At 58.7% G+C, this 23,935-nt stretch carries 16 protein-coding genes and 1 tRNA gene; 10 read left to right on the forward strand and 7 right to left on the reverse strand.

Annotation, left to right across the window (positions count from 1 at the left end):
- Positions 1–142: 142 nt before the first annotated feature.
- The 7 genes from B347_RS0112250 (at position 143) to B347_RS0112280 (ending at position 9,931) form a co-directional block, all read left to right on the forward strand.
- A complete protein-coding gene (locus B347_RS0112250; protein ID WP_019409990.1) occupies positions 143–1,690 on the forward strand; it encodes an MFS transporter in 1,548 nt (515 codons plus the stop codon).
- Entirely contained in the window at positions 1,687–2,751 is a 1,065-nt protein-coding gene (locus B347_RS0112255; protein ID WP_019409991.1) for an HlyD family secretion protein, read from the forward strand. Before B347_RS0112250 ends, B347_RS0112255 begins: the two co-directional genes overlap by 4 nt.
- Positions 2,748–4,178 carry an efflux transporter outer membrane subunit gene (locus B347_RS0112260; protein WP_019409992.1) on the forward strand — a complete coding sequence of 477 codons (1,431 nt, stop codon included), beginning with the start codon at positions 2,748–2,750 and terminating at the stop codon, positions 4,176–4,178. The genes B347_RS0112255 and B347_RS0112260 overlap by 4 nt, the downstream gene beginning before the upstream one ends.
- Positions 4,179–4,481: 303 nt before the next feature.
- Entirely contained in the window at positions 4,482–5,801 is a 1,320-nt protein-coding gene (locus B347_RS0112265) for an MFS transporter (RefSeq protein ID WP_019409993.1), read from the forward strand.
- Positions 5,802–5,885: 84 nt separating this feature from the next.
- A complete protein-coding gene (locus tag B347_RS0112270; protein ID WP_026014138.1) occupies positions 5,886–6,380 on the forward strand; it encodes a sigma-70 family RNA polymerase sigma factor in 495 nt (164 codons plus the stop codon).
- Positions 6,380–7,357 carry a FecR family protein gene (locus tag B347_RS0112275; RefSeq protein WP_019409996.1) on the forward strand — a complete coding sequence of 326 codons (978 nt, stop codon included), beginning with the start codon at positions 6,380–6,382 and terminating at the stop codon, positions 7,355–7,357. Before B347_RS0112270 ends, B347_RS0112275 begins: the two co-directional genes overlap by 1 nt.
- Positions 7,358–7,585: 228 nt before the next feature.
- Positions 7,586–9,931, forward strand: coding sequence for a TonB-dependent siderophore receptor (locus tag B347_RS0112280; protein ID WP_237719129.1), 2,346 nt, complete (start codon positions 7,586–7,588; stop codon positions 9,929–9,931).
- 78 nt (positions 9,932–10,009) lie between these two features.
- Here B347_RS0112280 and B347_RS0112285 read toward each other — a convergent pair whose 3' ends face one another.
- The 5 genes from B347_RS0112285 to uvrB form a co-directional block, all read right to left on the reverse strand.
- On the reverse strand, positions 10,010–11,158 hold the full coding sequence (locus B347_RS0112285) for an MFS transporter (protein WP_019409999.1): 1,149 nt from the start codon (positions 11,156–11,158) through the stop codon (positions 10,010–10,012).
- A 195-nt stretch (positions 11,159–11,353) separates the two neighbouring features.
- A complete protein-coding gene (locus B347_RS0112290; protein ID WP_019410000.1) occupies positions 11,354–12,697 on the reverse strand; it encodes a cytochrome c in 1,344 nt (447 codons plus the stop codon).
- 1 nt (position 12,698) lies between these two features.
- Entirely contained in the window at positions 12,699–14,291 is a 1,593-nt protein-coding gene (locus tag B347_RS0112295) for a GMC family oxidoreductase (RefSeq protein WP_019410001.1), read from the reverse strand.
- Positions 14,288–14,932, reverse strand: coding sequence for a sugar dehydrogenase complex small subunit (locus B347_RS25585; RefSeq protein ID WP_081498287.1), 645 nt, complete (start codon positions 14,930–14,932; stop codon positions 14,288–14,290). The genes B347_RS0112295 and B347_RS25585 overlap by 4 nt, the downstream gene beginning before the upstream one ends.
- 296 nt (positions 14,933–15,228) lie before the next feature.
- Positions 15,229–17,244 carry an excinuclease ABC subunit UvrB gene (uvrB, locus tag B347_RS0112305; RefSeq protein WP_019410003.1) on the reverse strand — a complete coding sequence of 672 codons (2,016 nt, stop codon included), beginning with the start codon at positions 17,242–17,244 and terminating at the stop codon, positions 15,229–15,231.
- A 333-nt stretch (positions 17,245–17,577) separates the two neighbouring features.
- Between uvrB and B347_RS0112310 the strand changes: the two genes are divergently transcribed.
- Both B347_RS0112310 and B347_RS0112315 read left to right on the forward strand, forming a co-directional pair.
- A complete protein-coding gene (locus B347_RS0112310) occupies positions 17,578–18,774 on the forward strand; it encodes an amino acid aminotransferase (protein WP_026014140.1) in 1,197 nt (398 codons plus the stop codon).
- Between the two features lie 65 nt (positions 18,775–18,839).
- Positions 18,840–18,915 (forward strand) — tRNA-Asn (locus B347_RS0112315).
- A 210-nt stretch (positions 18,916–19,125) separates the two neighbouring features.
- Here B347_RS0112315 and B347_RS0112320 read toward each other — a convergent pair.
- Positions 19,126–20,358: an MFS transporter gene (locus B347_RS0112320; protein WP_019410005.1), complete on the reverse strand. Its 1,233-nt coding sequence runs from the start codon at positions 20,356–20,358 to the stop codon at positions 19,126–19,128.
- Positions 20,359–20,461: 103 nt separating this feature from the next.
- Here B347_RS0112320 and B347_RS0112325 point away from each other — a divergent pair, with 103 nt between their 5' ends.
- Positions 20,462–21,337, forward strand: coding sequence for a LysR substrate-binding domain-containing protein (locus B347_RS0112325; protein WP_019410006.1), 876 nt, complete (start codon positions 20,462–20,464; stop codon positions 21,335–21,337).
- A gap of 44 nt (positions 21,338–21,381) precedes the next feature.
- Here the strand turns inward: B347_RS0112325 and B347_RS0112330 are convergent, their stop codons facing one another.
- A complete protein-coding gene (locus tag B347_RS0112330) occupies positions 21,382–23,907 on the reverse strand; it encodes a TonB-dependent siderophore receptor (RefSeq protein ID WP_019410007.1) in 2,526 nt (841 codons plus the stop codon).
- Positions 23,908–23,935 lie beyond the last annotated feature (28 nt).

The raw sequence follows: 23,935 nt of genomic DNA on the forward strand, positions 1-23,935 counted from the left end.
TTAACGCACTCCACAGTTAGCTATTTATCAATTTTTATAGCATTGGCGCGTGGTTAAACTTTTTGTCATCTAGTGAGAAGACGGAGTTGGCCATGTATCGGCGTTTTAAGTGTGTGCGTGATGGGGTGACGGGAGTCCGGGTGTGACGTCGCTGGCCGCCGGTTCGGTGAACGCTGCTGCGCCGGTCGCAGCGCCAGCCAGCAGCACGGCATTCGGCGTGCGGATTTTTACCGGCCTGCTCGGGGTGTTGCTGGCGGTACTGGTGTCCGGCTTTAACGAAAATGTCACCAAAGTGGCGATGCCCGATATTCGCGGCGCGATGGGCATCGGCTATGACGAAAGCACGTGGTTGCTGGCGGTGTATTCCGCCACATCAATCAGTGCTATGGCGTTTGCGCCGTGGTGTGCGGCAACGTTTTCGCTGCGCCGTTTCACGCTGTGTGCGATTGGCGCATTCGTGCTGCTGGGCATCCTGTGTCCGCTGGCGCCTAACGTCTCTGTGTTGATGCTGCTGCGTACCCTGCAAGGGTTTGCCGGGGGCGCTTTGCCGCCGATGCTGATGTCGGTCGCGCTGCGTTTTTTGCCGCCGAACATCCGTCTTTACGGGTTAGGCAGCTACGCGCTCACTGCAACCTTTGGCCCCAGCTTTGGCACGCCGTTGTCGGCCTGGTGGGTGGAATACGCCGGTTGGCAATGGGCGTTCTGGCAGGTCATCCCGCTGAGTCTGTTGGCCATGGCCTGCGTGGCGTGGGGCTTGCCGCAAGATCCTTTGCGTCTGGAGCGCTTTAAGCAGTTCGACTGGCGCGGGCTGCTGCTCGGTTTACCCGGTTTGGTGATGCTGGTGCTGGGCCTTGAACTGGGGCAGCGGCTTAACTGGTTCGAGTCCGAAATGATCCGCATCTTTATCGTCGGCGGCCTGGCTTTACTGGTGCTGTTTTTTATCAATGAGTGGTCGCATCCGCTGCCGTTCTTCAAGTTGCAGTTGCTGAAAATTCGCAACCTGTCCCACGCCTTGCTGACGTTGGCCGGGGTGCTATTTGTGCTGCTGGCGGTGATCAAAATTCCCTCCAGCTACCTGGCCGAGATTCAGGGGTATCGCCCGCTGGAGACTGCGCCGGTGATGCTGATGGTGGCTGTGCCGCAATTAATTGCGCTGCCGTTGGTGGTTGCACTGTGCAACCTGCGCTGGGTCGATTGCCGCTGGGTGTTAGCCATTGGCTTGGGGCTGCTAGCGCTGGCCTGTGTGATCGGCTCGCAAGTGACGTCGGTGTGGAGTCGCGAAAACTTTTACGGTTTGCAGGCCATTCAAGTCATCGCCCAGCCGATGGCCGTCATCCCGCTGTTGATGTTGGCCACGGGCGGTTTGAGCCCGGCCGATGGGCCGTTTGCCTCGGCATGGTTCAACACCGTTAAAGGTTTCTCGGCGGTGGCGGCAGGCAGCGTGTTGCAAGTGTTGACGGTCAATCGTGAGCACTTCCACTCCATGACGCTGGTTGATCGCATCGGCAACTCGCCGTTGGTTACCGCCAGCGCAGACTTGGCGCACCGGGTACACCAGCAGGCAATGGTACTGACCTCGTCAGACTTGTACCTGTGCATGGCCGGTCTGGCGCTTTTATTGATCGTAATTATTCCTTTTGGCCCGACGCGGATTTATCCGCCGGGAACACCTGTTGGAGCAGTGAAATGAGTACAACTAACGGGCGCAAGCCTTTATTGATCGTAGGGTCTGGTGTATTGGCTCTGGCGGTGCTGTACGGGCTTTGGCACCTGGTCTTTGCCAGCAGTGCACAGCAACGCACCAATGATGCGTTTGTGAGTGCCGATTTCACGTTGATCGCACCGAAAGTCGCGGGTTTTATTGACGAGGTGCTGGTGCAAGACAACCAGCCAGTTAAGGCCGGGCAGTTGCTGGCGCGCATTGATCCGCAAGATTATCAGGCCAGTGTGCAAGCAGCGCAGGCGAGTGTGGCCACAGCGCAAGCGCAACTGGTCAATGCACAAGCGATGCTGGAGCGTCAGCGCTCATTGATCGAGCAGGCCAAGGCCACAGTCGACGCGGACTTGGCGCAAGTGGAGTTTGCCGAGCACGAGTTGCAGCGTTACCAGCATTTGGCCGGGCAAGGCGCAGGCACGCTGCAAAACTCGCAGCAGGCCAAGAACCGCTCGCAGACCGCGCGTGCGCAATTGGCGCAGCACAAAGCCGCACTCGAAGCCGCTCGTCAGCAAACCCACGTGCTGGCTGCCGAAAGCACGGCCGCCCAGGCTTCCGTGCAACATGCCCAAGCCCTGCAGGCCCGGGCCGAACTGGACTTGTCGTACACCCAACTGGTGGCGCCGTTTGACGGGGTAGTCGGTCGTCGCAGCTTACGCCAAGGGGCTTACGTCAAACCGGGCGACACGCTGCTGGCCGTGGTACCACTGGCCAAGGCGTATGTGGTGGCCAACTTTCTTGAGCATCAACTGACGCACATGAGTCCGGGGCAGCGGGTCACGGTGAAGGTCGATACCTTCCCCGGCGAAAGCCTGCACGGCACCATTGACAGTATTGCACCAGCCACGGGGGTGACTTTTTCGGCCATTGCCCCAGATAACGCCACGGGTAACTTCACCAAGGTAGTGCAGCGTATCCCGGTCAAGATCACCTTGGACGCCAACCAGCCGTTGACCCGGCAGTTGCGCTTGGGCATGTCGGTGGATGCGTCTGTCGATACCACAGACATGTCTGGGCAACAGGTCAGCGCACGATGAACCGCACATTTTTTGCCAGCGCGGTGGCCTGCTTCAGCGTGTTGAGCCTGAGCGGTTGCGTGATGGGCCCGGATTTTAAGGCCCCCGATAACCCATTGGCCAATCGTTGGGCGCCGACGCCAAGCGAAGCCGGGCACAGTGGCACCAACGAGTCGGCGGTCGACGTGCGTTGGTGGGACAGCTTTGCCGATGCGCAATTGTCAGCGCTGGTACGCGAAGCCCAGACCCGAAATTTTGATCTACAACTGGCGGCCAGCCGGCTTGAGCAAAGCCGCGCTATGCGTCGTCAAGTGGCGGCCGAGGAACTGCCAACGGTTGATGGCGCGGCGGGTTACAGCCGCAGTCGCAACAGTCAGCGTGGCTTGAGTGACCCGTCGGGCAATAGCGGCAAGCAGGCGTATAACCTGTGGAACGGTGGGCTTGGCATTAGTTGGGAGGCAGACCTGTGGGGCCGGGTCAAACGTTCCGTTGAAGTTGCCGATGCCACCGTGCAAATGGCCGCAGAAGATCGTCACGCGGTGCAACTGTTGGTGATTGTGCAGACCGCCCAGGACTACATCGAACTGCGCAGCACTCAGCAGGGTTTGGCAGTGGTCCAGCAGAACCTGCAAATCGCCCGGCGCAGCCTAGAGCTGACTCGATTACAGCTTGAAGAAGGAGTGGCCACTGACTTGGAAGTCTCGGAAGCGGCGGCTCAGGTTGCAGAAATTCAAGCGCGACTGGCGCCGCTGCAACAGCACAGCGCGCAATTGATCAATGCCCTGAGTTTGTTATTGGCCCGCGAACCCAGGGCCTTGCAACAACAATTGAGCACGCCCGCGGTTGTCCCAGCGTATAGCGCGACAGTGCCGATTGGCTTGCCTAGCGAACTGGCACAACGACGCCCGGATATTCGTCTGGCGCAAGCCCGGTTGCATGCGGCAACGGCGTCGATTGGGATTGCGCAAGCGGACTTTTACCCCCGCATTACCTTGTCCGGCAACGTGGGCTTCCAAGCGCTGCAATTGTCGGATCTGGGCAGTTGGAGTTCGCGCAGTTTTGCCTTGGGTCCGGGCGTGAGCGTGCCACTGTTTGAAGGAGGGCGCTTGCAAGGAGCACTGCAATTGCAGGAAGGCCGTCAACAGGAAGCCGGGATTGGTTACCAGAAAACCGTATTGCGCGCCTGGCATGAAGTGGATGACGCGCTGGTGGCGTACCAGGCCAATCAGCGCCGCCGTGACAGCCTGCAACAGGCGGTGGAGCACAGCCAGCGGGCACTCGACAGCGTTCATCAGCAATACGCGCAGGGCACTGTGGACTTTCTCAACGTATTGACCGTGCAAAACGCGCTGCTGGCCAACCAGGCGGCACTGGTCGACAGCACGGCGCAAGTGTCGTTGTCGCTGGTCGGGTTGTATGGCGCGCTGGGGGGTGGCTGGCAGAGCTGACACGGCAAGACCCTATCGCGAGACAGGCTCGTCCTGCGCATGATTTGAGGCGCATCCCAAATCTGCAGGGTGAGCGTGTCTCGCAATAGGGTCTTTGTGTGTGGCCAGCACTCCTTGCGACCTTATGAAAATCAAAAGATCGCCAGGCAAGCTCTTACCGATAGAGGTGGCCTTTCGCATAAGCACTGCGGCAGTTCCCACGGGAGTGCATTTGTGGCGTGTTCAAAAGTTCAGATTTGTTATGCTCGCCGTCTCGACAATAAACGCCAGCATAGGCGGGTCCAGTTCACTTTGAGCGTATTCATGTCTGCCGATATTCAAGCAACGACCACGCGCTTTTCGCGCTCCGATTACAGAACCCTAGGGCTGGCGGCTCTGGGTGGGGCGCTGGAAATCTACGATTTCATCATTTTTGTGTTTTTTGCGCTGACGCTCAGTCAGCTGTTTTTTCCGCCGGATATGCCCGAATGGCTGCGCTTGCTGCAAAGTTTCGGGATTTTTGTGACTGGCTACCTGGCCCGACCGCTGGGCGGCATCCTGATGGCGCACTTTGCTGACCATCTGGGGCGCAAGCGGGTGTTCAGCCTGAGCATTCTGATGATGGCTTTGCCCTGTCTGCTGATAGGGATCATGCCGACTTATGCCGACATTGGTTATTTCGCACCGCTGATCTTGCTCGCGCTGCGCATATTGCAAGGCGCAGCCGTCGGCGGGGAAGTCCCGAGTGCGTGGGTGTTTGTGGCCGAACACGCACCCGCCGGTCGTCGTGGCTATGCGCTGGGTTTTTTGCAGGCAGGCCTAACGTTCGGTTACCTGATTGGTGCCTTGACCGCCACCTTGCTGGCCCAATTGTTTACCCCCACCGAAATTCTTGATTACGCCTGGCGCTTTCCATTCTTGCTGGGGGGTGTGTTTGGGGTGATCGGGGTATGGCTGCGCCGCTGGCTGAGCGAAACCCCGGTGTTTCTGGCTTTGCGCGAGCGGCGTGAGGGGCGGGCAGAGCTGCCGCTGCGCACGGTGCTGCGCGACTATCGTCCTTCTTTACTGCCCGCAGCGTTGCTGACGTGTGTGCTCACCAGCGCTGTCGTGGTGTTTGTGGTGATTACGCCGACCGTGATGCAGCAGCGTTTTGGCATGACCGCCAGCCACACATTTGCTTTGAGTAGCCTGGGTATTGTTTTTCTGAACATCGGTTGTGGGCTGGCCGGATGGGTTGTTGACCGGATTGGCGTCTGGCGCAGCATCGTGTTGTACAGCCTGCTATTGCCGTTGGGGATTGGTGTGCTTTACGCCAGCCTAGTCGGACAGTGGGGTTTGCCGGGCTTGGCGTATGCGTTTGCCGGCTTGACCTGTGGGATTGTTGGCGTGGTGCCGTCGGTGATGGTCGGTTTGTTTCCGGCAGCGATCCGTGTGTCGGGTATTTCTTTCACCTACAACATTGCCTACGCGCTGTGGGCCAGCACTACGCCGCTGTTGCTGATAGCACTCATGCCTTGGAGTCCATGGGTGTGCGTGGTTTTTTGCGCGGTGATGGGGCTGGTGGGCGTGTTGACTGCACGCCGGTTCGGTTTTGCGCGGGACAATCAGGTCGAACGGCGCTTGCGAGCGGCCACTGAAATGTAGTCAGATCGCTTTCTGTCATCGCAATGATTGCTGCGTTTAATAGGAAGCATTACTATTCGCGCCCCTCCTATTCAGTCCAGTGCGATGACTCACAAAGTGCCCCGCCGAACGGGCTTTTTTGAACATTACGAAGAGTTGATCGGAACGTGGACGCGCCGCTTGCGTAATCGCCAGCAGGCGCAGGACTTGGCCCACGATACCTTTGTACGGGTACTCGAATCTGCGTCGGAGTCGGTCGAGCTGCCGCGTGCATATTTGCATCAAATGGCGCGTAATATCGCGGTCGACGGTTTTCGTCGAGAAGCGTTGCGTGACGCCAAGGAGCAGGCAGCCGTTCCACCAAGTTCGTCCGAAACGGGCGATCCGGAGCAGTACATGCGTGCTATCCAGTTGGCTGAGTCTGTCGAAAAAGCCTTGCAGGAACTCCCGCTAAACTGCCGAAAGGTGTTTGTCTGGCAGAAGATCGACGGTTTGACTCAAGCCGAGATTGCCGAGCGCCTGGGATTGTCCAAGAACATGGTGGAGAAATATATGATCCGCACCCTGCGTCATCTGCGTGAACGGGTGGAGTCGCCGTGATGGATACGCGTGAATGCACCTGCGGCAGTGCCAGCGTGCGTGAAGCGGCGGCCACTTGGTTTTCGCGCATGCAGTCGCAATCGATGAGCGCCGGTGAGAAGGCTGAGTTCGACGCGTGGCGCGCGCAACATGCGCTGCATGAGGCGGAATACCAGTGGCTCGTCAGCCTGTGGTCGGCCGCTGATCTGGTGCCTAAAGCCCGTCTGCAGGCACTGTGTGAGGCCCCCGTGATCTCAGTCAGGCGCCGTTCTGTACTGGGTTTTGGGTTGGCAGCGAGTGTGCTGGCCGTCGCGGTAGGCGCGGGCGTGTGGATGCATGTGCAATCGACAACCGGCTATCGCGCCGACTTTGCCACAGCCTTGGACGAGCGCCGGGCCGTTACGCTGCCGGACGGTTCATCCATCGAACTCAATAGCCGCAGCCGGGTGCGCGTCAACTTCGACCGTCAGCAGCGAAACGTCGAACTCGAACAAGGTGAAGCGATGTTCACCGTCGCGCATGACAGCGAATGGCCTTTTGTGGTCCAGGCAGGTCTTGGTCGGGTGACGGTCACCGGTACCCGCTTTGATGTGCGGCACGATGTCGAGCAAGCGCGGGTGGCGGTGGAGTCGGGTAACGTGCGGGTGCAAGGCGCCGATGCCCAGTCGGTGGTGAACCTGACGGCTGGGCTGGGCACTGTGGTAAATGCCAAGGGGCAGGTCGCGGCTGCACAACCGGTCAATATCGACGCACTGCTGGCCTGGCGCAAAGGCCAGTTGGTGTTTGATAACGCAAGCCTCGCAGAGGTGGCTGCCGAGGTATCGCGTTACCGCGCCAAGCCATTAGTCGTGAACACGCCTGCGCTGGCACAGTTGCGCTTGTCCAGCGTATTCAAGACAGATGACACCGACGCGCTGCTTGCCGCCTTGCCGCGTATTTTGCCGGTAGCGATCAAAAAACGCGCCGATGGCAGCCAGGAAATCATCTCAGCAAAATAATGTCAGGATGGATTCAGGTTTTTTTCGAGTTCTTCGTCTTCTTGATCAACTGCAACTGGTTTGCATTAACAGACGCACTCAATTGCGATCAAAAAGGCAAGACTCGACGTGAAAAACAACACTCCTTGTGTGCGGCATTCCTCGTTTAAAACACCCTCGAATACGCCATCGTCTATTGCCCGTTCACGCGTGTTGCCGCTGGCGCTCGCCCTTGCGGTCAGCGCTGCGATGCCGTGTGCGTTTGCGAGCGAGCCTGCGTCGAGCGCGGTTCATATTCAGGCCCAGCCGTTGGGCGCGGCGTTGAGCCAACTGGCTCAGCAGACCTCATTGCAGGTGTTCTTCAGTCCTCAACTGGTGGATGGCAAGCAGGCGCCGGCAGTCAACGGCAAACTCTCCCCTGAGCAAGCGTTACGTGAGCTGCTGCAAGGCAGTGGCCTGGGCTACGCGCTCAATGGCGATGCAGTCACCCTGAGCCCGGCGCAAACGGTCAGTGCCACAAGCGGTTCTGGGCCGCTGGAGCTGGGGCCGGTGGACGTCAAAGTGGTAGGTGACTGGCTGGGCGATGCGAATTCTGAAGTGGTGCAGAATCACCCCGGAGCCCGTACCGTGGTGCGTCGTCAAGCGATGATCGAGCAGGGCGCAATGAATGTTGGCGATGTGCTCAAGACCATTCCAGGGGTGCAGGTGCAAGAGTCTAACGGCACCGGCGGCAGTGATATTTCCTTGAACGTGGGCGTGCGGGGACTGACCTCGCGCCTGTCGCCGCGCTCAACGGTACTGATTGACGGGGTTCCGGCGGCATTTGCCCCGTATGGCCAGCCTCAATTGTCCATGGCGCCGATTTCAGCGGGCAACTTGGACAGTATCGACGTGGTACGCGGTGCCGGTTCTGTGCGCTATGGACCTCAGAACGTGGGCGGCGTGATCAACTTTGTGACCCGCGCGATCCCGGAAACCTTTCAGGGTGACGTCGGCACGACCCTGGAAACCTCCGAGCGCGGCGGCTGGAAGCACATTGAATCGGCCTTCCTTGGCGGCACGGCCGACAACGGGATGGGTGCCGCCTTGTTGTACTCGGGAGTAAAGGGTGATGGCTACCGGGCGAGCAATAACAACAACGACATCGATGACGTGTTGCTCAAAACCCATTGGGCGCCGACCGATCAAGACGATTTCAGCCTTAATTTTCACTATTACGACGCCACTGCTGACATGCCTGGCGGTCTGACACAGAAACAGTTTGATGCGGATCCGTACCAATCGGTACGCGACTATGACAATTTCACCGGTCGCCGCAAGGACGTGTCCTTCAAGTACTTGCGTCAGATTGATGACCAGACCCAGTTCGAAGTTCTGACGTATTACACCGACAGCTTCCGTGGCAGCAATATCGCGGCGCGCAATTTGCAAACCCTGGCATCGTACCCACGCAGCTACCACACCTTCGGGATCGAGCCGCGTGTGTCGCATGTGTTCACGTTGGGTGATGTCACGCAAGAAGTGGGTCTGGGCTATCGCTACCTAAAAGAAGCCATGCAAGAAGAAGCCAGCCAGGTTTACCTGGTCAATAACGTGCCAGTCCCTGGGCCTGGCGCTGACGGGCATATTTATCAGGACCGCACCGGCGGCACCGAAGCCAGCTCGTTCTATATCGATGACAAGATTGATGTCGGCAACTGGACCGTCACGCCGGGCATTCGCTTTGAGCGCATCAGCACCCACTGGCAAGACCACTCGGTGCTGGACAACAAAGGCGTGCCGGTCTCGGAAAAGAACCGCAGCATCGACAGTAACGAAGCGTTACCTGCACTGAGCGTGATGTACCACCTTTCGGATGCCTGGAAACTGTTCGCCAACTATGAAACCTCATTTGGCAGCTTGCAGTACTTCCAGCTCGCCCAGGGCGGCACAGGTGACCAGACCGCAGCTGGCTTGAAGCCTGAGAAAGCCAAGACCTATGAAATCGGCACCCGCTATGACAATGGTGTGTGGGGCGGCGAAGTGACGCTGTTCTACATCGACTTTGCCGATGAACTGCAATACGTCAGCAACGATGTGGGCTGGACCAATTTGGGCGCTACCAAGCACCAGGGTATCGAGACCTCGGCCCATTACGACATGTCGGCGCTGGATCCGCGTCTTGACGGCTTGTCGGTGAATGCTGGCTTTACCTACACCAAGGCGACGTCCGAGGGCGACATTGCCAACTTCAAGGGCCGTGATCTGCCGCTTTACTCGCGTCAGGTGGTCAACCTTGGCGTGCGTTATGGGGTGAATCGCTGGACGTACAACCTCGACATGTTTGCGCAGTCTCAGCAGCACGCACCGGGCACGGGCGGCGTTTACATCACCGACCCGACGCCAGATGGCCAATACGGCGACATTCCGGGGTATGCGACCTGGAGCACCCGTGTCGGTTACGACTTTGGCCCTGAAGCCTCGAACCTGAAAGTGGGCGCGGGCATCAAAAACCTGTTCAACCAGGAGTACTACACACGTTCCAGCGACAACAACTCGGGTATCTACGTGGGTGAACCGCGCACGTTCTTCGTGCAGGCCAGCGTAGGGTTCTAAAGCAGCACGGCTTGTCTCGCGGTCTTTTGATGGTTTAAAAGATCGCGAGGCAAGCTCGCTCCTATAAGACGTGGAGGATCAGACTTTCAAGATGCGCCCGCTGATGGCCACGCCTACCAGCATCACGGCGATCAAGCCGAAGGCGATGTTCAAGCTGCTGGCATGGGCGATAAAGCCTATGGCTGCAGGTCCTGCCAAAATCCCCGCATAACCCAGCGTAGTGATGGCCGGCACGGCGATGCTCTCAGGCATCACGGTCTGCTTGCCCACTGCGGTGTACAGCACCGGCACGATATTCGAGCAGCCGGCACCCACCAGCGCGTAGCCCAACAGCGACACTTCCCAGTCCGGCGCCACTGTCGCCAGCGCCAGCCCGGCAGCAGCGCATAGCCCGCCCAGAACGATGATCCGACGTGCGCCCAGGCGGCTGACGATGGTATCGCCGAGCAAGCGGCCTGCCGTCATGGTCAGGGCAAACGCGGCATAACCGAGCCCGGCATACACCTCGTTGATGTGTTTTTCAGAGGTCAGGAACACTGCGCTCCAGTCGAGCATCGCGCCTTCAGCCAAAAACACGGTAAAGCACAGCAGGCCGATAAACAGCACCACGCCATGGGGAATGGCAAACGCCGGGCCGCTGCTTTCGCTGCCATAGGGCAACAGGTGCGGCGCGGCCTTGAACAGCGCTGCGAGGATCAGCACGATGACCACGGCCATGGCCCACAAAGGCGTCAGACCGACGGCCAGCAGGCCGCTGACCCCGGCAGCGCCGACGATCCCGCCGACACTGAACAAACCATGAAAGCCCGACATCATATTGCGCCCGCTGGCGCGTTCAACAATCACCGCCTGCAAGTTGACGGTGGAGTCGACGGTGCCCAGCCCCGCGCCAAAGACAAACAGCGTGGCAATCAGCAGCGGGATGGAACTGACTGTCGCCAGCAGCGGCAGACTCAGGCAGATCAACAGGGTCCCGCCGGTCAGCACCCGGCGGCAACCAAAGCGTGTGGCCAGCACCCCGGCAATCGGCATTGCCAGAATCGAACCGACACCCAGCGACAGCAGTAACAGCCCCAGCGTTGCGTCATCCAGCCCGGCCCGTGCCTTGGCGTAAGGCACCAGCGGCGCCCAGGCAGCGATGCCGAAGCCGGCAATGAAAAAGGCAATTCGCGTCGAGAGTTGTTCGAGACGCCCCGGAACCGGAGGCGCTTTAGGCATGGAGGTCATGGTCTTCCTTGAAGGCAAGCGGCAAAAACAAAGCAACATCCTTACACAGTTGCGGCCAACCTCGCGACATCGCGAACGCCATCACGCTGTGGGAGCGGGCTTGCTCGCGATTGGATCGACAAGGTGTAACTGACAGACCGAGCCGTTTGCATCGCGAGCAAGCCCGCTCCCACGAGGTGTCTAAAGGCCGAGTGCCTAGGCTTTACGCCGAGCGAGCACCCAACCCAGCAACAGCACCAGCACCACAATCGCGCCCCAGGCCAGCGCCGGGGCGTAGTTGATCAGCCAGCTCACCGGTGTTTTATCCGACAGAATGCTGGTCACCTCCTGTTCATCCGGCCCGGAGCCTGGCACTTGCCCAAATGTCGAGCGCACGTAGCGGGCCAGCGCGGCGATTTGCTCGTTGTTCATTTGGTCGCGGAAACCGGGCATGAGGATGTGCTTGCCATCTATTTCGAGGTTGATGCCCCCGGCAATGACTTGCACCAGGTTATTGGGATGGGCCGAGCGTAAGTCGCGCAACCGACCTAAATCCGGCCCTGCGGTGCCCGTGCCGTCGACCCCGTGACAACTGGCACACGCTGATTGATACAGCACGGCGCCATCGGTGGTGGCGTTGTTGGCCAGATTGCGCCAGCCGGTAATCGGTCCCTCAACCGTGTCGGGGTCGACGCGGGCCGGGCGTGAGGGCGCAGCAGGCAATGCTTGGGTAATGACCGGTGGCACCTGGCGCAAATAGGCAATGATGTCGGTCATGTCGCTGTCGCCCAGATGGCTCAGGCTACGGCTCACAGCCAGGCCCATATCACCCCCTGCGACCGCCACCGGGTTATGGCCTTTTTGCAGAAACTGTTTGAGTTCCTGATCGCTCCAGCTGCCCAGCCCGGACGGATCGTTGGTGAGGTTGGGGGCTTGCCAGCCGCCGACAAACGCGCCGCCCAAGTGCTGCTCCGGCAACTCCGCCATGAGAACCCCGCGTGGTGTGTGGCACGCGCTGCAATGCCCGAGGGCTTCAACCAGATATCGCCCGCGTTCTGCCGACTCACCTTGTGCAGGTTTCTCGCCTGCCGCGTGTCCTTCCTTCAAGTAGAGCAAGTTCCAGGCAATCATGGCTGGCCTTACGAACGGGAAGCCCAGATCGGTTGCGCGCACTTCATGGTTGACCGCAGGCACGCTCTGCAAATAGGCGTAGAGCGCCGATACATCGGCATCGTTGATGCCGGTGTAGGACGTGTAAGGCATTGCCGGGTACAGCCAGCCTTTACCGGGAGCGCGGCCTTTGCGCAGGGCATCACGCAATTGCGCTTCGCTCCAGCCGCCGATACCGGTGAGCGTGTCCGGGGTGATGTTGGAGGCATAAATAGGCCCCAAGGGGCTGGCAATTGCAGCGCCGCCCGCCAGGTTCTCGCCATGGCAGCCCGCGCAATCGGCCGCCGTGGCGATGTATTTGCCGCGTTCAATCGTGCTGGCATCGCTTGACTGAGCACTGGCCCACTGTGTGCCGAGGGCGAGGGTGACGGCTATCAGGGCTTTACGCATGTCACACCTCCTTGGCGATATGTTTGCCAGCGCGGATGGCCAGCGCCATCCCGGTCAGGGTGGGGTTTACACCGCCCGCCGTGGGCATGACCCCGGTGGTCACCAGGAACAGGTTCTGGTGATCAAAACAGCGCAGATCCCGGTCCACTACAGCATCCTCCGCCTGGGTGCCCATGCGTACCGTGCCCATGATGTGCTGCTGGCAAATCCATTTTGTGGGTGCACTGATCCGCGTGCCGTTGGTGGCTTGTAGGAAGTTGGCAAAGTCGTCCATCAGCCGGGGCAGGTTGGCGTTGGTGTAGTCCGAAATTCGGTAGTCCAAGCGCAATCCCGGTAAACCGAGCGAATCTTTGAAGCCGGGGTTCAGAGATATGCCGTTGGCCTTGTCGGGCAAATCTTCGGTCAACGCTTCAAAGGTAAAAATACGGGCTGAGCGATCGTGGATTTCGTCATCCAGCGCGGCACCGATCTTGCGCTCCGACAGGGCTGTTTCGGCAATGCCCACAGTAGGCGGGTTGTTCAGCAAGTCATAGCGCGTCGAAGGAATGCGCGTGCGGTCTGGCTGATTGCGCCGCTGCATGATCGCGCCGTGAATGTTCTGCCCGCGTCCGGCCCATAACGGCTCCGACGAGAGCAGGGTCATGTCGATGGTGGGGTGAACCATCAGGTTGCGACCTACCATGCCCGAACGCGCCCCGAGGTTGTTCATCAGCATCAGCTTGGGGGTTTCAAAGCCATGGCCGGCCAGCACATAGACTTTGGCCGTGAGCCGCGTGGCGGCACGGTTGGGCGTCAGGTAGTGGAGGGCGGTTACCTTGCCGTCCGCGCCGGTTTCGATCTTGTGCACAATGGCGTTGCTGCGCAGGTCGACGCCCAACTTGCGGATCTTTTCGACGACGTGATACCCCGAGTGCTTGGCGCCGATCGGGCAGTTCCAGTTGCACATGTTGTTGCCAATGCACGCGGGCCGGCCGTCATAGGGTTTGCTGATGCGTGACGAAGGGGCGACGTCGATGCGATAACCCTTGGTTGCAATTTGTTGCTGCAAGCGCTGAATGGCGTAGGGCTTGGCTTCGGCGGGCAGCGGAAAAGGCCTGGAGCGGGGTGGGTAGGTGTACCCCAACCCTTGGCCGGATTCGTCGTAATCGGCGATGCCGTTGACTCCGATTTCGTACTCGGCGTCGCAATAGAACGGCTCAATCTCGGCGTAGGTGATGGGCCAATCCACGGCGAGGCCGAAGCTGGACTTCAGGCTCATGTCTTCGGGAAGCAAGCGCCAGGTGGCCGCTGTCCAGTGCCGTGAGGTGCCGCCCACTGAACGCAAGGTGCCGGGGAACACATCGATCCCTTCGAGGTGTGGGTTGATATAGCCGGGGCTGAAGCTGTTGGGCGCGTAGGGTACATCCGGGAACAGCGCGTTGAAGTTGTTCTGGCGGGCCGAGTTACGAAAGTTATCGGTGACTTTCCAGTCCGTGGTTTCAGGCCCAGCTTCCAGCACGATGACTTTTTTCCCGGCGCGGGCCAGTTCCAGCGCCACCATGGAACCCAATGAACCTGAGCCCACGACAATCACGTCAGCATCGTAATCGCTCATTTCCTTGCCTCCTGGCCCAGTGCGGCGCGGGCAGCCTCGATTGACTCGAACCGGCCTGCGGCATAGGCGTGCCAGGCTGGATCAGGGGCGGCGATGGTGTAGTGCTTCAACGGCTGATAAGCCCAGGTGGTGGCGCCTTCTGGCAAGTCGGAAGCGTCGACCCCGCGTGGCGTGTCTCGCCACCAGCCTGCCGGGCCAGGTGGGTAGCTCTGCGCGGGGATAATGCCGCCGGTCTTGGCATACGCCTGCATTTCAAGAAACGTGGCGAAGGCGGCGTCATCCTCGAGAATCCGCCCCGACGGCGTGCCGACATAGCCCAAATACCAGGGTTTGGCGATGATCAGTGCCGTGTCCAGATCTGTACCGCTGAGGGCCGACAGACCCGCTTCGCGGTTGGTGCTTGCCGCCAGGGTTTTGTGCAATGCGGCGAGATGTGCGGCAAAGCCTGCATGGCGTTCAGTCAGCAAGGCCTCGATCCGTGCGGCGGCGCCGGGGGTCAGATTGTCGGCGCCGGTAATGATCCGGCTCACCTCGCGAAACGCATTTGAAGCAGACCCTGCGGCCAATAGCGCACTCGACCAATATAAGGCAGGCGGTATTAACGCGAGTGATACAAGAAAGGAGCGACGATCCATAGACATATTGGCCACCCTGGCAAACTGATTAACGTCCGGTGTTAATACTTCCAAAGTTGTTTATAGCCAAAATACAACTAACAGCAAGTTTTGATGGTTAGTCAGAGAGGGGACTTTCAGATTAATAAAACGGGCGTTGAATATTTAGGGGGGGCGGTGACTCTAATGCGATTTTTTATATATAGGCATTGGTAATGCAAATCATTATTGATTTGTATGAGCGAGCTTGCCTCACGATCTTTTAAATAATCAAAAGATCGCGAGGCAGCTCGCTCATACAGTGAAGTGTGAGGTTTAAAAAATTAAACCTGCAACAACCGCTCTCTGAGCTTGCCGATTTCGTCGCGCATTTGCGCCGCCGCTTCGAACTCCAGATCGCGGGCGAGGGCGTACATTTTTTCTTCCAGTTGGCGTATGCGCTTGCTGATTTCGCTCGGTGAGCGCAGTTCGTTTTCGTACTTGGCGTTTTCTTCGGCGGCCTTGGCCATGCCTTTGCGCTTCTTGCTGCGCGAGCCCGGTACCACCGCGCCTTCCATGATGTCGGCAACGTCCTTGAACACGCCTTTAGGGGTGATGCCGTTGGCTAGGTTGAACGCGATCTGTTTGTCGCGACGGCGCTCGGTTTCGCCAATGGCTCGTTCCATCGACCCAGTGATGCGGTCGGCGTACAGAATCGCCCGGCCATTGAGGTTACGGGCCGCACGGCCAATGGTCTGGATCAACGAACGCTCGGAGCGCAGGAAGCCTTCCTTGTCGGCGTCGAGAATCGCCACCAGCGACACTTCGGGCATGTCCAAACCTTCACGGAGCAAGTTGATGCCCACCAGCACATCAAACACCCCAAGGCGCAAGTCGCGAATGATTTCGACCCGCTCCACGGTGTCGATGTCTGAGTGCAGGTAACGCACGCGCACGCCATGATCGGCCAGGTAATCGGTGAGGTCTTCGGACATGCGTTTGGTCAAGGTCGTTACCAGCACCCGCTCTTCCAGCGCCACGCGCTTGGATATTTCGGAAAGCAAGTCATCAACCTGAGTCAGTGCCGGACGAATCTCGATTTGCGGGTCGACCAGGCCGGTCGGCCGCACCACTTGCTCAATGGTCCGGCCTGCATGTTCGGCTTCGTAGTTGCCGGGGGTAGCCGAGACGAAAATCGTTTGCGGGCTGATGCGCTCCCATTCATCAAAGCGCATCGGCCGGTTGTCCAGTGCTGATGGCAAGCGGAAGCCATATTCCACCAAGGTTTCCTTGCGCGATCGGTCGCCTTTATACATGGCGCCGACTTGCGGCACGCTGACGTGCGACTCGTCGATAACCAAGAGCGCGTCGGCAGGCAAGTAATCAAACAGGGTGGGTGGCGGGGCACCGGACTCACGACCCGAGAGGTAGCGCGAGTAGTTTTCGATGCCGTTGCAATAACCCAGTTCCATGATCATTTCTAGATCAAAGCGGGTGCGTTGCTCCAGACGCTGCGCTTCTACCAGCTTGTTATGGGTGCGCAAGTAGTCGAGGCGCTCCTTGAGTTCTTCTTTGATCCCTTCAACTGCGTCGAGCAAGGTTTCGCGCGGGGTTACATAGTGGCTTTTGGGGTAGAAGGTAAAGCGCGGCATCTTGCGGATGACTTCGCCGGTCAGTGGGTCAAAGGCGCTGATGCTTTCCACTTCGTCATCGAACAGCTCAATGCGAATCGCCTCAAGGTCGGATTCGGCCGGGTAAATGTCGATCACATCGCCGCGTACCCGGAAGGTGGCGCGGGCAAAATCCATGTCGTTGCGGGTGTATTGCAGGTCGGCCAGGCGGCGTAATAGTTCGCGTTGGTCGAGTTTATCGCCGCGATCAACGTGCAATACCATCTTCAAATAGGTTTCCGGGCTGCCCAAGCCGTAGATGCACGAGACCGTGGTCACGATAATCGCGTCTTTGCGCTCCAGCAGCGCTTTGGTCGCCGACAGCCGCATCTGCTCGATATGGTCGTTGATCGAGGCGTCTTTCTCGATAAACGTATCGGAGGATGGCACATACGCTTCGGGTTGGTAGTAGTCGTAGTACGAGACAAAGTATTCCACGGCGTTGTTTGGGAAGAACGACTTGAACTCGCCATACAGCTGCGCCGCCAGGGTTTTGTTCGGCGCCAATACCAGGGTCGGCCGATTCACATGGGCAATCACGTTGGCAATGCTGAAGGTCTTGCCCGAGCCGGTTACCCCGAGCAGGGTCTGGTGCGACAGACCGGCTTCAATGCCTTCGATCATCTGGCGAATGGCTTCGGGCTGGTCGCCTGCAGGCTGAAAGCGGGTAACGAGTTGGAAATCAGACATAACGGACCTCTGGATTCACTTCTGCAGTGGTATGGACCCTGTAAAAGCGAGAAAGACTGCATACGACGCATGCCGCAGAACAAACAGGATACGGCTAAATATGGAGATCGTGACTGACTGTTTCAAGGCGCAATGCTGGCACGGTCATTTCGATGAATATTGCAATTAGACCAGTGGGCTGAAAATAAACCGAAATACTTGCCCAAAACCGGGAATCGCCTGTTGCCCCAATCGCGATCAGCTTTATACTTGCTCCCCGTTTGTGCACCGCTCTAGTGCAATCGGCTGGAGCGTTGTCACCCCCTCCATTCCCCATTCAGAGCCGCCGTAATAATGAGCCTTTTCTCCGCTGTCGAAATGGCACCACGCGATCCTATCCTGGGCCTCAACGAAGCATTTAACGCCGATACTCGTACCAGCAAAGTCAATCTTGGGGTCGGTGTTTACTGCAACGAGGAGGGACGAATTCCACTCTTGCGTGCCGTTGTCGAAGCCGAAACGATCCGGGTTGCTCAACATGCGTCGCGCGGCTACCTGCCGATCGATGGCATTGCAGCCTACGACCAAGCGGTGCAGAAACTGCTGTTCGGCGCAGAGTCGCCGCTGCTGGCTGCCGGCCGTGTGATCACCACCCAAGCCGTTGGCGGTACAGGCGCACTAAAAATTGGTGCTGACTTCCTCAAGCAACTGCAGCCGAACGCTGTGGTCGCCATCAGCGATCCAAGCTGGGAAAACCACCGCGCGTTGTTCGAAACCGCTGGTTTCCCGGTGCAGAACTATCGTTACTACGACGCCGCCAGCCACGATGTAAACCGTACCGGCATGCTCGAAGACCTCAACGCCTTGCCAGCAGGTTCGATCGTTGTACTGCACGCTTGCTGCCACAACCCGACCGGTGTCGACCTGACACCGGCCGACTGGCAGAACGTGCTGGACGTGGTTAAAGCCAAAGGCCTGATTCCGTTTCTCGACATGGCATATCAAGGCTTTGGCGACGGCATCGCCGAAGACGCCGCCGCCGTCCGCTTGTTTGCGGACTCGGGCCTGAGCTTTTTTGTTTCCAGCTCATTCTCCAAGTCGTTTTCGCTGTACGGCGAGCGCGTGGGTGCGTTGTCGATCATTACCGAATCCAAGGAAGAGAGCGCGCGCGTTCTGTCCCAGGTCAAGCGTGTGATCCGCACCAACTACTCCAACCCGCCGACCCACGGCGCAAGCATTGTTGCAGCAGTCCTCAACAGCCCAGAGCTGCGAGCCAACTGGGAAGAAGAACTGGCCGAAATGCGCTTGCGCATTCGCGGCATGCGTTTGCAGATGGTTGAGTCGCTGGCAAAAAAAGCCCCAGGTCACGATTTCAGTTTTGTTGCGCGTCAGCGTGGCATGTTCTCGTACTCCGGTCTGACCGTTGAACAGGTGGCGCGTTTGCGCTCCGAGTTCGGCATCTACGCCCTCGACACCGGCCGTATCTGCGTCGCTTCTTTGAACCAGAACAACATTGAAGCGGTCACTGACGCCATTGTTCAGGTCATCTGATTAATGCGCTGAGAAGTCATCGGAGGTGTTGACTTCTCTTTTTATATCAGTAAGATAGACGCCATTCCGCGATAGCTCAGTTGGTAGAGCAAATGACTGTTAATCATTGGGTCCCTGGTTCGAGTCCAGGTCGTGGAGCCAGACAAGGTTAAAGACGCAGCTTTTAAAGCGTCTGAAACCACCAAAAACCCGCCTTCTGGCGGGTTTTTTCGTTCTAGCCTTTTATCAGGCATTCCCCCTGAGCGTGATTGCCATTGGGTTTAAGGTTGGGCGCGAGCTTGCTCGCGATCAATTAATCAGATTTTGATTGGGTGCCCCCCCTTAAACCACGCGGGTCGAACGCAGGACATATCATGCTTTCTGCGTGTTAACGGGCGTCAAGGCGGTCACCTTGACCAATGCTTGCGCAAACAGCCTGGCGGCAATCAATCCACACAAAGCGCACAGCGCCCAGAGTGTTGCCCAGCCCCAATGACTGATGGTTGCAGAGGCTGCGATGGGGGTGAGGAACAGTCCAAGAAAAACCCCGCTGTTACCCATCGAAAGCGCAGTGCCTGAGCGTTGTGCGCCTGCCAATGTGGCCAATTCTGCATACGCCACGCCGTGCCAGATCGACACTACAATACCCGCCAGAATCACGGCGAGGGGCAGCGCAATGCTGGCCAGTAAAGAGGGCGTTTCGAGCACGCTGGCGGCGATGCTCAGCCCTGCAAACGCCGCCGCGCAGAATAAGGCGCAGCCTTTGAGGTAAGCGCGGCGATTGTTCAGTCGATCTGTCCAGTGACCGCTCCACAGGCGACCGATGACTGCACCGATCTGAATCAATACCAGAACCAGCGATACCGTCGTCACGCTGAGGCCCAGCGCATCGTGGAAGAACACCCCGGCATACGTCAGTACGGCAAATTGCGGTGCGCACAGCACGCTGATCGCCAGCACCGCACGCCACACCTGCTTGTCGCGCAGCGGACTCAAGCGCGGAATTTCGGTCTTCGGTTGAGTCAGGTTCGGCTCATGGATCCACAACCAAACCAACCCGCTGCACAGTAGGCATAACGCGGCCGCCGTACCAAAAACAATGCTGAAGCCATAACGGTGGGCGAGCCACGGCAATAACACCGCACCCAGCGCGTAGCCTGTGGGCACGGCGGTTTGCCGGATGCTCATGGCCAGTCCTCGTTCGCGCTCCTGAAACCAGAGCATGATTGCCCGGCCGCTGGCGCCATTGACGCTGCTGCCCAGCAAGCCGGTTGCGAACAACCCGAGGCAAAGCCCCTGCACCGTAAGCGTGTGGGCCGAGAAAGCGGCGAGGATAAGCAGCGACAATGCCACGCTCAGCAACCCCGTCAACAGTACAGGCCGATCGCCCCAGCGATCAGTCAGCAGGCCCCAGGGGATTTCACTGACGGCGATGCCCAATCCCAGGATGCCCAAGGCCAGCCCCAGTTCGCTGTTTGACAGGTGATAAGTGCTGCGCAGGTACACCGCTGTTGCAGGCACGCCCCCGACTACGCATGAAAAACTGACGTTCGCGGAGACCCCGGCAGCCAGCACTTTCCAGCGATGTTGGTTATTAAGCCCCATTAACCCTCTCCCGATATGTGACTTGTGAGAGGCCAGCGTCCCATGCCAAGATCGTTCGTAAAATCAACTAATTTTTAAAATGATCCCGAAAAACAGGACAGTTATGCGCCCAGTCAGTTTTGATATTGATGTGCTGCGAAGTTTTGTCTGTGGGGTGGAGTCCGGGAGTTTTGCGGCGGCGGCAGACAAGCTCGCACGTTCGACATCGGCCATCAGCGCGCAAATGAAAAAGCTTGAGGCGCAGGTTGGTGTGCCCTTGTTGCGTAAGGCGGGCCGGGGGCTTGAGTTGACGCAGGCCGGAGAGCAATTGCACGACTATGCGCGGCGTCTGCTGAGCCTGAATGATGAAGCGGTGTTCGCCGTCTCTGAAACGTCTCTTCAAGGCTGGGTGCGTTTTGGCCTGCAAGAAGACCTCAGCGGATTTTTGCCTTCGGTGCTGGGCCAGTTCACCCGTGCTCATCCTCAGGTCCGGGTTGAGGCGCAAATAGCGCGAAATGCCGAGTTACTCAGTCGCTTGGAGTCCGGGGCGCTGGACATGGCGGTGGTGTGGGGCGAGGGTGGACGGCGCAGTGAGTTGATTGCCGAGTTGCCGATGCGTTGGATAGGTTCCGAGCAGCAGCCACTCGCCTGGAGAGTGTCGGGGGCAGAACCGTTGCCGCTGATCATGTTTGATACGGCGTGCCCGTTCCATGCTAAAGCCACTGAAGCGCTGGCGCGTGAAAGCATCGATTGGCGCGTCGCTTTTACCAGTTCAAGCTTGCCGGGCCTGGCCGCGGCAACCCAGGCAGGCTTGGGTTACACCGTCAGAACCCGTCTGGGTTTGCAGACGGGCACCTGTGTACTCGATGAACAGCAGATCGGCTTGCCTGTGCTGCCTTCCATTGCATTGACCTTGCGCTATCAACAGACCGAGCGATCGGTTGCCGTCGAGCGCTTGTCGCGCATCGTTGTGCAGGCGGTTAAATTGCAGTTGGAGTGAGCAGTCGAGGGCGTGTGCTCCCTCGACGTGCAACGTGTATTGGTCTAGAACGCGTACTTGGTCGTCAGCATAACGTTACGCGGCGCTCCATAAGAACCGCTGCGGAAGTTTTCATCGAGCGAACTGATGTACTTTTTGTCGAACAGGTTATTGACCGTGGCGGTGGTGGACCACTCCGGCGTCAGTTGGTAACGGGCCATCAGACCGACCGTGGCATATTCGCCTTGCTTGACCTTGGCCGGCGCCGGTAATTGCCAGCTGTCCACGGTCATATGGATTGCGCTTTGCCAATTGACGCCGCCGCCCACGGTCAGGCGGTCGAGCTCGCCGGGAAGGCGGTAGGTGGTCCAGACTTTCAGCATGTCGGTCGGAATAATGGTTTTGACGCGTTTGTTGTCTGCGTCTTTGACCACGCTATGGCTATAGCTGGCATTCAGGTTCCAGTCCGGCAATAGTTCGCCGCTCACCTCCATATCAATGCCCCGTGTCTTGGTTTTTTCCGCCAGATAGGCCGTCTGTATGTCACTGCCTGCGATCAAGCCATTGGCGATGGCGTCATTTTTCAGATCGACTTCGAATAAGGCGATGGCGGTGTTCAGCCGGCCGCCATAGTAGTCACTCTTGAGCCCGATCTCGTAGTTATCACCCTCGCGTGGGTCCAGCAAATGGCCTGCCGTGTCGCGGTATGGCTGGGGTTTGAAGATGCTGGTGTAGCTGGCATAGACCGAGTGGTTGGGGGTCAGGTCATAGACGACGCCCGCATAGGGCGTGACCTTGCCGTTGACGCGTATCGCGTCATCGGTGCTGTAGGGTACGAGGCTCGCCACGTTGTAATGCAGCAAGGCGTCGTAGCGGTAGTTGCTGACGCGCGCGCCGAGGATCACCGACAGATCATCGGTAGGTTTCAGGCGAGTGGCCAGGTAAGTCCCGTTCTGCCATTGGTCGATGTCGTCGTTTTCACGGTTGAAGTTGTAGGCGGCGGTCGGGGCATAGTTGTCCCAGCTATAGATGTTGACCGGTTTGCCACTCACACCGTTGTTGCTGGTGCCATTGGCGAGCAAGTTGCCGAAGCCGTTGCGGCGGTTTTCGTAGCTCTGGTAGTTAAAGCCCACCACCAGTTCATGTTCGCGCCCCATGAGTTGGTAGGGGCCGGAGAGCATGATGTCTAGGCCTTTTTGCTCTTGAGTGTTGTCGCCTTTGGTTGCGGTGTAACTCAGGCCATTGCCAGTCTGCGCGTTGACGAAACCGGTGGTGGTACCGACGATGATCGAGTCGTACTCACGGGTGCCGTACAGCGAGTTAGCCGAGACTTTCAGGGCCCAGTCGTTGGCCAGTTTGTGTTCAATCGAGGCAAAAGCGTTTACCGACTCCTGGCGATTGCTGCTGTCGCGGCTGGCCGGGTTGTCGCTGCGTGAGGTGTGCAGGCGGTTACCTTTGTTGTCCAGCAACGGCAGGCCTGTGGTGGAGAACCCACGTGGGTCGTTGTAGAGGTATTCGGCCCCGACTGTCAGCAGCGTGCTGTCATTCAGGTCGGCTTCCATCACGCCATAGAGAATGGTTTTTTCTTGCTGTAAGTGATCGGTAAAACTATTGCCTTGCTGGTAGGCCGCGACTGCACGTCCGCGCAGGTTGCCGGTTGGCGTCAACGGGCCGGAAACGTCTACTTCAGTGCGGTACTGGTCCCAGGAACCAAGGCCTGCGCTGACGTAACCTTGGAACGTCGAGGTGGGTTTTTTGCGCACCATGTTGATCGTCCCGGAAGGATCGCCCGTGCCGGACAGCAAGCCGGAAGCCCCACGCAGCACTTCGATGTGGTCATAAATCGCCATGTCTGACAGGGCCTGAGGCAATGCCTGGCTGAACGCGAACGAGGTGGTGGGCATGCCGTCATATTGATAGTTATCAACGGCTAGACCGCGGGCGAACACATACAGCCGGTCGCTGCCCGGGCTTTGGACGTTGATCCCCGGCGTCTGCTCCAGCACCGAGCCGATGCTGCTCAAATTCTGGTCATCAATGCGCTGGCGGGTCATGACACTGACCGATTGCGGCGTTTCTCGCAGCGACAGATTGAGTTTGGTCGCGGTGGTGGTCACGCCTGTTGTGTACGACCCTGTGCCCTCTGTGGTGCTGCCTGATTCCAGGCCATCAATGCGAGTGGCCCCAAGGCTCAGGGCGCCGCTCTGTTCCTGGCGGGATATCAGATAGGTCCGCTCATCAATTTTCTGTGCCTGCAGCCCGCTGCCCTTGAGCAATACAGCGAAGCCCTGTTCTACGCTGTAGACGCCATCCAGCCCGGCAGTGTTGTGCCCAGCGGTCAAGTTCGCATCGAAAGACACCACCACGCCAGCCTCGCCGGAAAAGCGGGTAATGGCTGCGCCCACCGGACCCGCCGGTATCTTGAAGCTCTTGTGCTGCGTGCTGGCTTGCGCCTGTGCAGCATTCACAACCGTTGGCGTCAGTGCGATGCACTGCAAGGCAACGCTGGCGCAAAAAATGGCCTTTGCCAGCGGCGATTTGCGTGATGGGTTGTGCCGCTCTGCTGTGTATTGGGTTTGCCGGGGGGACATGAAAGCTCCTGAAAGAGTGGGCAGAGTT

The sequence above is a fragment of the Pseudomonas psychrophila HA-4 genome, from assembly GCF_000282975.1.
Taxonomy (GTDB): Bacteria; Pseudomonadota; Gammaproteobacteria; order Pseudomonadales; family Pseudomonadaceae; genus Aquipseudomonas; species Aquipseudomonas psychrophila_A.